The following is a 9,463-nucleotide window of genomic DNA, read 5'->3' on the forward strand; positions in this document are numbered from 1 at the left end:
CTACACGCCCGCCGGACGATGCGCGGCCTCCAGATCGAGCAGGTAGCGCTTGTGCTCGGGGCGCCCCCCGTACTCGCCGATCGAGCCGTCGGAACGGATGACGCGGTGCGCGGGGATCACGAGCGAGATCGGCGTGTGAGCGCAGGCCGAGCCGACAGCGCGATGCGCCCGCGGCGAGCCGGCCTCCGCCGCGATCTCGCCGTAGCTCGCGGTCGCGCCGTAAGGGATGCGGGAGATCGCCTCCAGCGCGTCGCGGGCGAAGCCGCCCACGAGACTCAGATCCAGGTCGATGTCGAACGCGGTGCGCGATCCCTCGAAGTACTCGTCCACCTGCGCCAGCAGAGCGTCCGCGTCGTCGTCGATCGGCACCGGCTCCCGGCCCAGACGCTCGGTCCACGCTGCGAGGGCGGAGCCGAGCGGGGCGGAGAGGAACTCGAAGCCGATGAGGCCGGCGTCGCTCGTGAGAACGAGCGCGTCGCCGAGGGGCGTGGGATGGATGCGGAAGCCGGTCGGAGTCATGAGTTCATCCTTCTCGTGCGCGCAGTCCGTCCCCGGTGGAAGCGTCCGACCGGCGCACAACGCGCGGGTCGGGTGATCGTGGGGAGGAGCGGCCGGTCCGTCCGGCGTGTCGTGAATCCGGCGAAACTCGGCCGTGGTTGAGGCCCGCTCGCCCATCTCACGCCTATGGTGACACGTGTGTGGCGTGGAGAAGGCACCATGATCTCTGGTGCAGACGAGGCGACGAATCCGGTGCGCCCGAGTGATCTCGGCGTCGCAGAGCCGGGTGTCGTCGTCGCGCACGTGGCCGACCCGGAGCGTGCCCGGCTTCGCGCGCAGGCGGCTCTGCTCGGCGGACGCTCGACGCTCCTCTTCTATGAGGACTCGCCCGAGCGCGGTATTGATATCAACAAGGCCCACCCGGGGAGCCTGCCGCAGTTCCTGACGGGCCGCTCCACGCTGCTATCCAACCTCTACCGCGACGAGGTGGCTCTGCGCACCGCACGGATGGCGGCCGAGCGGATCACCGCGAAGAACGTCGAACTGCGAACCGCACGGGGCCTCGAGACGGTGTCGCTCGCCGTGGGCATGGCATCCTGGCGCATCGGCGGGATCATGTGCACGGCCCCGGTGCTGCTGCGACCGCTCGCGATCCGGCGTCACCACACCGACTTCGAGCTCAAGCTCCACGGCTCCTTCGTCGTCAACCCGGAGCTCGTGCGCGCGCTGGGGACCCACTTCGGCATCCATCTGGACTCGGCGGCCCTCGCCGGCCTCGCTCACGACGGCGCCGTGTTCCGCCCGCAGCCGGTGATCGACCACCTGCGGGCGCTGACGACCCACATCCCGACCTTCACGGTCGTCCCGCGCCTGGTTGTCTCCAACTTCGTCGACGTCGGATCGGGCATGGCTCGCGACACGGCCGACCTCGACCACCCCGTGCTCAACGCGCTCGCCGGTCACCCCGACGAGCGCGCGCGCCTCGCTGTGCGTCCCGCGCTTCCCCGCGTCACGAGTCCCGATGAGCGCACGCCCGCGGCGGACACGCTTCTGCTGGATGCGGATGAGGAGCAGGAGGCGGTGCTCGCGCGCATCGCCGCCGGTCACTCGCTCGCGGTGCACACCCTGCCCGGCACCGGAGGCACGCAGACGGTCATCAACGCGATCGGTGCCCTCGTGCAGAGCGGTCGACGCGTTCTCGTGGTGAGCGCTCGCCGCTCGACCCTCGACGGCGTCCGCCATCGGCTCGCCGGCATCGGTCTCGATGCGCTCGCCGTCACGCCGCGACACCTGCATCGGGATCTCATCCGCGCCATCGGACGCAACGAGAAGGCCCAGCCGCCGAAGGTCGCCGAGATCGACGACGCGCTGCTGCGACTGCGTACCGTCCTGCGCGACTATCGAGGCGCGCTGACCGCCTCGCATCCCAGCCTCGGAACCTCGGCCCTGCAGGTCGTGCGCCGGTTGACCGAGCTGAGCGCATTGTCGCCGGCGCCGTCCACCACCGCCCGTTTCGACATCGCCACGCTCGAGGCCCTGCGCGACGCGCGGCCGGAGGCGGCGGCGAAGCTCGTGGCCGCGGCGAAGCTGGGGGAGTTCCGCTTCGGTCCCGACGACTCGCCCTGGTACGGGGTGAGCTTCGACACCACCGAGTCCGCGCGCGCCGCACATGCGCTCGCCGGCAAGCTCAGCGGCCGCGAGGTCCCGAGTCTGCTCGAGCGCGGCTACGAGATGATCGCGCAGACGCGGATGCGACCCTTCCGCACGATCGATGAGCTCGGCGACTATCTGCGCCTGCTGCAGGGCATCCGCGAGACACTCGACAAGTTCAGCCCGAGTGTCTTCGAGCGCCCGCTCGTCGAGCTCATCCAGGCGCACGCGCCCAAACGAGACTCCGCCGACATGTCCAGCGCGAACCGACGCCGTCTCAAGCGCCTGTCGCGCGAGTACGTGCGTCCCGGCGTACACGTCGGCGACATGTACGAGTCGCTCGTGCGCATCCAGCAGCAGCGCGCCGACTGGCAGCGCCTGGTCGACGCGGGCGTCGTGCCCGAGGTGCCGGTCGGTCTCGCCGACGTGCACGTCGCCTGGCAGCGGGTGCACGCGCAGCTCGGCGAACTCGACCAGATCCTGCGCCGTCGCGAGTCGAACCGACTGGCCTCGCTGCCGGTGGCGCAGCTGATGCGCGTGCTGGCCGGTCTCGCCGCCGAGTCGGCGTACTTCGAGAACCTCGTCGAGCGTGCCACTCTGCGCACAGAACTCGACCGTATGGGTCTCGCCCCTCTGCTCACCGAGCTGTCGGTGCGTCACGCTCCCGAGGACCAGGTCGCGGCCGAACTCGAGTTCGCGTGGTGGCAGTCCGCCCTCGAGCATCTGCTGCGCACCGACCGTGCACTCCTCGGCGCGAACACCGCGGTCCTGGACCGCCTCGAACGCGATTTCCGGCTGGTGGACGAGGCGCACGCCGCCGCATCCGGGCCCGTCCTCGCGGCGCAGCTCGCGACGCAGTGGAAGATCGGTCTGGTCGATCACGCCGACGAGGCCGCCGCCCTCAAGCAGGCGCTCAAGGGCGGTGTCTCCGCCCCCGAGCAGCTCGTGCGAGCGGCGCCCACGCTCATGCGCACTCTCGCGCCCGTGTGGCTCGCCTCGCCCTACGAGGTGCCTGAGATCCCCGATCACCCGCCGTTCGACGTCGTGATCATCGCGGATGCGGCAGCGCTCTGCCTCGCGGAGGCGGCGCCTGCCCTGCGCCGCGCGCGGCAGGTGGTGCTCTTCGGCGATCCCGTCACCCAGAAGCCGACCCCCTTCGCCGTCGGCGCGGGCGAGCGCGCGGTGACTGACGAGTTCGACGAGCCGTTCGATGAGGTTTCGGTGTTCGAACGGATGGCGGAACTGCTCGACGTCGCCACGTTGACCCGCAGCTACCGCGCCGGCGGCGAGGATCTGGCGCAGCTCGTGAACGACGCGTTCTACGGCGGTGAATTGGTCTCGCTGCCCTGGGCCGGTGCCTACCTCGGTCGGGGGAGCCTCAGCGTCGACTACGTCGAGGGGGGAACGGGAACCCCGGATCCGATCTCGGGCGCCGTCGAGAGCCCCGATGCCGAGGTCGCGCGCGTCGTCACCCTCGTGACCGAGCACGCGGTCAACCGCTCCGGTGAGAGCCTCATGGTCGTCACGGCCAGCAGGCGGCACGCGGAGCGCATCCGTGCGTCCGTGGACGTCGCCTTCGCGGGCCGCGCCGACGTGGCCGACTTCGTGTCGCGCGAGACGGCCGAGCCGTTCGCCGTGCTGACGCTCGAGGAGTCGGTCGCCGAGAGTCGCGACCGTGTCATCTTCTCGCTCGGATTCGGGCTGACCAAGCACGGCCGCGTCCTCAGTGACTTCGGTGACCTGTCCACGGCGGACGGCGAGCGACTGCTCACGGTGGGGATGACTCGTGCTCGTCGTTCCATGGTGATCGTTTCCTCCATCCGCCCCAGCGCCTTCGAGGACGGCCGGCTCGAACACGGTGCGGCGACGCTCATGAGCATCCTCGGCGGAGTGGCGGCGAGAGCGCGCGAGACGCGTCTCGAAGACCTCGCCGATCCGCTCACCCGAGCCCTCGCGCGTGAACTGCGCGCGAAGGGCATCAAGGTCGATCTCGACTACCGCGGGTTGCTGCCGCTCGTCGCGGGCCATGATGGCAAGGCCGTCGTCGTCGAGAGCGACCCGGAGACGCGTCCCGAGTCCCTGCGCGAGTCGCTGCGTCTGCGGCCGCAGATCCTTCGACGTCTGGGGTGGCACTACCTGCGGGTGCACGCCTTCGACCTCTACAGCGACCCCGCGGCGGTCGCGGCGCGCGTGGCGACGCTGCTCGGTGTCGAGGCGGCTGCGTCGCCGCAGGCGAGCACGCAGCCGATCGATGTCACCGAGTGACGACCGCCAGCGCGTCGTCCGCGTGCAGGGAGCACGGCGCGCGCGGCTGACACCTGCTCCCGGTGCCGTCGAGGCACCCGAGGGCGCAGACGACGACGCCGCATCCGCGTCCGAGACGGGCCCGAACGATGAACGGATGCGGCGCGAGGTCCCGCCGCACTACTGACGCGTCAGGGCTGAGTCTTGTTCTGCTGCTCGAGCAGGTCGCGGATCTGCACCAGCAGTTCCTGCTCGGTGGGAGCCGGAGCTGCCTCGGGCTCGGGAACACCGGCGCGCGCGGCCTGGCGCGCCTTCCAGAGGTTCATCGGCATGACGAACGCGAAGTAGACGACGATAGCGACGGCGAAGAAGCTCACGATCGCGGTGATGAGACCGCCGATCGGGAACGTCACCGTGCCGCCGTAGATGTCGGGCACCTCGATGCCGGGAACGCCGTTCTCGTCCGCCTTCCAGAAGATGGCGATGAGCGGCGTGATGATCGACGCGACGATCGCGTTCACGACAGCGGTGAAGGCCGCGCCGATGACGACAGCGACCGCGAGGTCGATCACGTTGCCGCGGAGGATGAACTCCTTGAAACCCTTGATCATCGAATCTCTCCTCATGTCTCCGGCGCCCGGCCGGTCAGGATGCCGCGGGGGCGGCGGGAGCGGGGGCTCCCGTGCTCGATGATGCCCCGGACGAGCCGGAGTCTCCACCCGACGTGCCGGTCGAGGTCGAGGTCGAGCTCGAGGTGCCGGCGCGCGAGTCGGTGCGGTAGAAGCCGGAACCGTTGAACGTGACGCCGATCGAGCCGTACTCCTTGCGCAGCACGCCGCCGCAGGTCGGGCACTCGGTCAGCGCAGGATCGGAGAAGGACTGGACGGTCTCGAAGCGATGCCCGCAGGACTTGCAGGCATAGGCGTAGGTGGGCATGGTGCCTCCGGGGTCGGGCGCTCAGCGCGCGCGCAGGGTCAGGGTGCGGGTGGGGGTGACGACGCCATCGACGGGCTGGTCGTGCACGTCCGTCGGGACGTCGTCGAGGATCTCGGAGTCATACACGACCGCGTAGACGGGAGGACACTTCTGCATCGAGCCGATCGTCTTGTCGAAGTAGCCGCGCCCCCATCCCAGCCGCATCCCTCGACGGTCGACGGCGGCGGCGGGCACGATCATCAGGTCGACGTCGTTGACGGCGATCGGGCCCAGCAGTTCGCCCACGGGCTCGGGGAGGCCGAACAGGCCCTCCGCGATCTCGCCGTCCTCCGTGGCGACGGCCCAGTCCAGCAGGCCGTCCACCCGCGTGACGGGCAGGAGCACCCGGATGCCGCGCCGCACAGCCTCGCGCACGAACTCACGCGTGTCGGGCTCGGCATTGGTCGACAGGAAGCAGGAGAGCGATCTCACGTGGTGCGCCGCGGTGAGGGCGTCGAGTTGCTGGTGGACTCCCGCGCCTGCGCTCTCCCGCGCGGCGGCCGAGAGCGTCTGCCGCCGCTCACGCAGGTCGGCGCGGAGTGCGCGCTTGACGTCGTCCACTGCATTGCGATCGTCACCGTCTGACATGCACATGATTCTAAGGACCGCAACCGCCGCAGGCGTGCCGATAGGATCGCGGCATGAGTCACAAGCCCTTCAAGGCCGTCATTCCCGCTGCGGGTCTGGGAACACGATTCCTGCCCGCCACGAAGGCAATGCCGAAGGAGATGTTGCCCGTCGTCGACAAGCCCGCCATCCAGTACGTGGTCGAAGAGGCTGTCGAGGCCGGCATCCAGGATGTGCTGATCATCATCGGCCGCAACAAGAACAACATCGCCAATCACTTCGACGCGATGCCCGAGCTGGAGCAGAAGCTGCGGGAGAAAGGCGACACGAGCAAGCTCGCGAAGGTGGAGCATTCCTCCGACCTCGCCGACGTGCACATGGTGCGCCAGGGAGAGCCGAAGGGACTCGGGCACGCGGTGCTGCGTGCGCAGGCGCACGTCGGAGACCATCCGTTCGCGGTGCTGCTGGGAGACGACTTGATCGACGAGCGCGACCCGCTGCTGTCGAAGATGCTCTCTGAGTACGACAAGCGCGGCGCGGCGGTCATCGCCCTCATGGAGGTCGACCCGGAGAACATTCACCTGTACGGCGTCGCAGCGGTCGAGGAGACCGACGAGGACGGCGTCGTCAAGGTCACGGGCCTCGTCGAGAAGCCCAAGAAGGAAGACGCCCCCTCCAACCTCGCCATCATCGGCCGGTACGTGCTCGGGCCCGAGGTCTTCGAGGTGCTCGAGCGCACCGAGCCCGGTAAGGGAGGCGAGATCCAGTTGACCGATGCGCTGGAGGAGCTCGCTACGGATTCGGAGCGCGGCGTGTACGGCGTCGTCTTCCGTGGCCGGCGCTACGACACGGGTGACAAACTCGACTACATCAAGGCGATCGTCCAGCTCGCCAGCGATCGCGACGACCTCGGCCCGGACCTGCGTCCCTGGCTGAAGGACTTCGTCGCCGGACTCTGAACCGGGGGAGGTTCGAGGTGGACCTGTCGGCACCGCGCGAGCACGGGCGGGTCGGCATCCGTCTGATCCGTGCGCGCGACGCGCGCGTGCTGCAGGATCATCTGATGTCGAACCGCGCGTGGCTGCGCCCGTGGGAGGCGACGAGCCCCGACGGTGCCGTGCTCCTCGACATGAAGATCGGAATCCGTCGGCTGCTCCAGCAGTATCGTGACGGTGCCGGCGTACCGTTCGTCATGGAGTACGACGGCCGCGTCGCCGGCCAGTTGAATGTGTGGGGGATCGCGCGGGGATCGCTCGCGTCGGCGACGATCGGCTACTGGGTGGCCCGCGAGTTCGCCGGTCGCGACATCACGCCGACGTCGGTGGCTCTCGCGACCGATCTCTGCTTCACGGAGCTGCGGCTGCACAGGATGGAGATCTGCATCCGACCGGAGAACGATGCGAGTCTGCGGGTCGTGCAGAAGCTCGGGTTCCGCTACGAGGGTCTGCGCCGTCGCTACATCCACATCGACGGCGACTGGCGCGACCACTACGCGTTCGCCCTCACGCGCGAAGAGGTCCCCGAAGGCGTGCTGGCTCGATGGGTGGCCGGGCGTGCCCCGGCTGATGCCGCGCACGTGCCGGAGCGCGACCGCATCGCCCCCTCCGACTGACGCCGACACGCCGACGCTTGCCGTGTCGGCCGGGATGCGTCGCCTACCGTTGACGGCATGGGTGGACAGGTGCTGGGCGGAGGAGTGATCTTCCTCGTCGCTGTGACGCTGTGGCTGCTCTATCTTCTGCCGTCATGGCACAGCCGGCACCAGTACAACGCGGCCGAGCGCAACGCCGTCCGACTCAATCAGGCCTTGCGCGTTCTCGCCGAGACCAGCGAGACCCCCGAAGAGGTACGGCTCGAGCTGACGGCTCGCACCGCATCCGCGCAGCAGAAGCTCGCCCGTCAGACGCTTGCCGAGCGCGAGCGGGCTCAGCTCGAGGTCGCGCGCCAAGAGCTTGCCGCGGCCAAACAGGAGGCCCGCGCGGTACGCGAGCGCCCTGAAGTGCGCATGGCGCGGGCCCGCAGGCGCGCACGGCTGACCGCCACCGTCCTCGCGCTCCTCTCGCTCGCAGGAGCGGGGCTGGGTATCTGGGTGCAGCTGACAATGGCGAGCGCCACCGTGCTCTGGGCGTCGGGCACCGTCTTCGTCGTCTCGGTGCTGATGCTGCAGCAGATGTCGCGTGTGGCTCGCCGTGCGGCTCGCCGAGTCGCTCCCGCTCCGCACGTGGCGGTCGAGACCCGCCAGGCTCATGTGCAGGATGTCGCACTGCCGACACGGTCGGCGCCCGCCACCTGGGAGCCGCGTTCGTTGCCCCGTCCGCTGGCGGCGACCTCGGGGTCGCGCGCGTCCCTCGTTCAGGACGCGGCGGATGCCCGTGAGGCGCTTCGTCGTGCCGCCGTCGAGGAGGCCAAGCGCGAGCGTGCGGAGCAGGCCGCACCGCCGTCGATCGACACCGCACGGGTCGCCAAAGCGCCCGAGGAGTCGCCCTTCGCGCGGATGGGATACGTCGACGATGCGGAGATCGAGGATCACGTTCGCCGGCTGCTTTCCACCCGCCGCGCAGCGGGCTGATGAGGTTCATTCGCCTCTTCGGGCCGTGATAGGCTCGTTGAGTTCCGGGCCTGTGGCGCAGTTGGTAGCGCGCTTCGTTCGCAATGAAGAGGTCAGGGGTTCGAATCCCCTCAGGTCCACCGGAAAGGCCCCCGCTCAGCGGGGGCCTTCGTCGTTCTCGGCAGCATTGTCGAGAGGATGCGGGAGGAGCCTCAGCGATCGGGCGCCAACCGGGACGGTGGGCAGGGCGTGGGCGGCGCGCGAGAGAATCGGCGCACCGCCGGTGGCGATGCTGGTCGAGGTCATCGAGCGCTGGATCCGCCGCGGTGTCGTGTCCGCGGATGTCCCGGTCGCACGGAGCGCCGACATCGTGCCGGCGGCCGCGTTCAGGAGCGTGGTGCTGCAACAGCGCGGGCTCCCACGGCAGAGCGTCCTCGATCTCGTCGACCACGTGGTGCTTCCCGCGCTCACGGTCGGGGCGAAGCAGTGACCCACCTGACGCGATGCCGCACGTCGGTGGTCCTCGTTCTGGTCGTTCGCGCTCCCCACCACCCGCGAGACTGCATCTCTCGCACGAGATCACTGTCATTACCCGTGATCTCGTCACGCAGATGCAGTCTCGTGGGAGTGGGAGTGGGAGTGAGAGGCGCGGGGAGGAGCGGGACGTCATCGGCCGGAAACATGCGCGACACGCCCGGGGTGTGCGCCCGAGTTGGCAGATGCCCGGAACCCACGTAACTTATTACTTGTTCGCCCCACAGGGAAGAACGGAGAGGCTGAAGCCCCGTTCCCCTCAAGCGGAGAACACACTCCCACACAAGCGAGAAGATCTCAGATCTGACGTGCGTGTGGGGTGCCGATCGTTCCGTCGATCGCCGCCTCGGCGGTGAGAACGATCCGCTCCGGCGGATTTGACACGGCGAGCGAAACGGCTAAGATGGAGAAGTTGCCCTGCGGGCGAGGCTGAGAGGCCGAGCGGCA

The 9,463-nt window shown here is 69.4% G+C and carries 10 protein-coding genes and 1 tRNA gene; 7 read left to right on the plus strand and 4 right to left on the minus strand.

Translation table 11 applies throughout. The features are described 5' to 3' along the window. Positions 1-519, minus strand: a complete 519-nt coding sequence (locus KYX17_RS31055; protein ID WP_243233546.1) for a methylated-DNA--[protein]-cysteine S-methyltransferase — start codon at positions 517-519, stop codon at positions 1-3. 198 nt (positions 520-717) lie between these two features. On the opposite strand from KYX17_RS31055, the gene KYX17_RS31060 reads away from it, so the two are divergent. Both KYX17_RS31060 and KYX17_RS31065 read left to right on the plus strand, forming a co-directional pair. Beyond that, complete coding sequence (locus tag KYX17_RS31060; protein ID WP_243233547.1) at positions 718-4,413, plus strand: AAA family ATPase; 3,696 nt, start codon at positions 718-720, stop codon at positions 4,411-4,413. After that, positions 4,400-4,579, plus strand: coding sequence for a hypothetical protein (locus tag KYX17_RS31065; RefSeq protein WP_243233548.1), 180 nt, complete (start codon positions 4,400-4,402; stop codon positions 4,577-4,579). Before KYX17_RS31060 ends, KYX17_RS31065 begins: the two co-directional genes overlap by 14 nt. A gap of 4 nt (positions 4,580-4,583) precedes the next feature. Here KYX17_RS31065 and mscL read toward each other — a convergent pair whose 3' ends face one another. Genes mscL through KYX17_RS31080 form a run of 3 tightly spaced genes read right to left on the minus strand, consistent with a single transcriptional unit; the run spans position 4,584 to position 5,955 of the window. Next, the gene (mscL, locus tag KYX17_RS31070) at positions 4,584-5,003 is read right to left on the minus strand and encodes a large conductance mechanosensitive channel protein MscL (RefSeq protein ID WP_243233552.1); all 420 of its coding nucleotides are present in this window, start codon (positions 5,001-5,003) and stop codon (positions 4,584-4,586) included. Positions 5,004-5,037: 34 nt separating this feature from the next. Then, positions 5,038-5,328, minus strand: coding sequence for an FmdB family zinc ribbon protein (locus KYX17_RS31075; protein WP_243233554.1), 291 nt, complete (start codon positions 5,326-5,328; stop codon positions 5,038-5,040). A gap of 21 nt (positions 5,329-5,349) precedes the next feature. Then, complete coding sequence (locus tag KYX17_RS31080) at positions 5,350-5,955, minus strand: 5-formyltetrahydrofolate cyclo-ligase (RefSeq protein WP_243233555.1); 606 nt, start codon at positions 5,953-5,955, stop codon at positions 5,350-5,352. Between the two features lie 53 nt (positions 5,956-6,008). On the opposite strand from KYX17_RS31080, the gene galU reads away from it, so the two are divergent. From galU to KYX17_RS31105, 5 genes are all read left to right on the plus strand, one after another. After that, the gene (gene galU / locus KYX17_RS31085) at positions 6,009-6,893 is read left to right on the plus strand and encodes a UTP--glucose-1-phosphate uridylyltransferase GalU (RefSeq protein ID WP_243233556.1); all 885 of its coding nucleotides are present in this window, start codon (positions 6,009-6,011) and stop codon (positions 6,891-6,893) included. A gap of 17 nt (positions 6,894-6,910) precedes the next feature. Further along, positions 6,911-7,546 carry a GNAT family N-acetyltransferase gene (locus tag KYX17_RS31090; protein ID WP_243233557.1) on the plus strand — a complete coding sequence of 212 codons (636 nt, stop codon included), beginning with the start codon at positions 6,911-6,913 and terminating at the stop codon, positions 7,544-7,546. 57 nt (positions 7,547-7,603) lie between these two features. Beyond that, complete coding sequence (locus KYX17_RS31095) at positions 7,604-8,503, plus strand: large exoprotein (RefSeq protein ID WP_243233558.1); 900 nt, start codon at positions 7,604-7,606, stop codon at positions 8,501-8,503. A gap of 46 nt (positions 8,504-8,549) precedes the next feature. Next, positions 8,550-8,622: transfer RNA gene (locus KYX17_RS31100), tRNA-Ala, on the plus strand. Positions 8,623-8,765: 143 nt separating this feature from the next. Further along, the gene (locus KYX17_RS31105; protein WP_243233559.1) at positions 8,766-8,972 is read left to right on the plus strand and encodes a hypothetical protein; all 207 of its coding nucleotides are present in this window, start codon (positions 8,766-8,768) and stop codon (positions 8,970-8,972) included. The last annotated feature ends 491 nt before the right edge of the window (positions 8,973-9,463 follow it).

The sequence above is a fragment of the Microbacterium sp. CIAB417 genome (assembly GCF_022788845.1).